Source organism: Photobacterium sp. R1 (genome assembly GCF_054600795.1).
In genome coordinates this window covers 1-232 of record NZ_BAAHZP010001053.1, presented here as the reverse complement: position 1 = coordinate 232, position 232 = coordinate 1, and the positions used below count along the sequence as shown (strand labels likewise).

At 60.8% G+C, this 232-nt stretch carries 1 protein-coding gene; it reads right to left on the bottom strand.

Annotation, left to right across the window (positions count from 1 at the left end; translation table 11 throughout):
* Positions 1–232: MogA/MoaB family molybdenum cofactor biosynthesis protein (locus ACYP03_RS28285; RefSeq protein WP_459782974.1), on the bottom strand; the 232-nt coding region annotated here is incomplete at both ends.

The following is a 232-nucleotide window of genomic DNA, read 5'->3' as shown; positions in this document are numbered from 1 at the left end:
TTCCACCGACTTCAGATGCGGGACAAACTGGCAGGGAAGCGTCCGGGCATCCAATTGCGGGGCAATCAGCTCTTCCCATGCCAGACGACATGCACCGGTTGAGCCCGGCACGGCAAAAATCAGTGTCCCGATCGCCATGCCAGCCAGCGCGCGGGACTGTAACGTACTGGTACCGATGTAGACCCAGGACAGGCGACGAAACGCTTCCCCGAACCACGCAATGTCCCGGTCA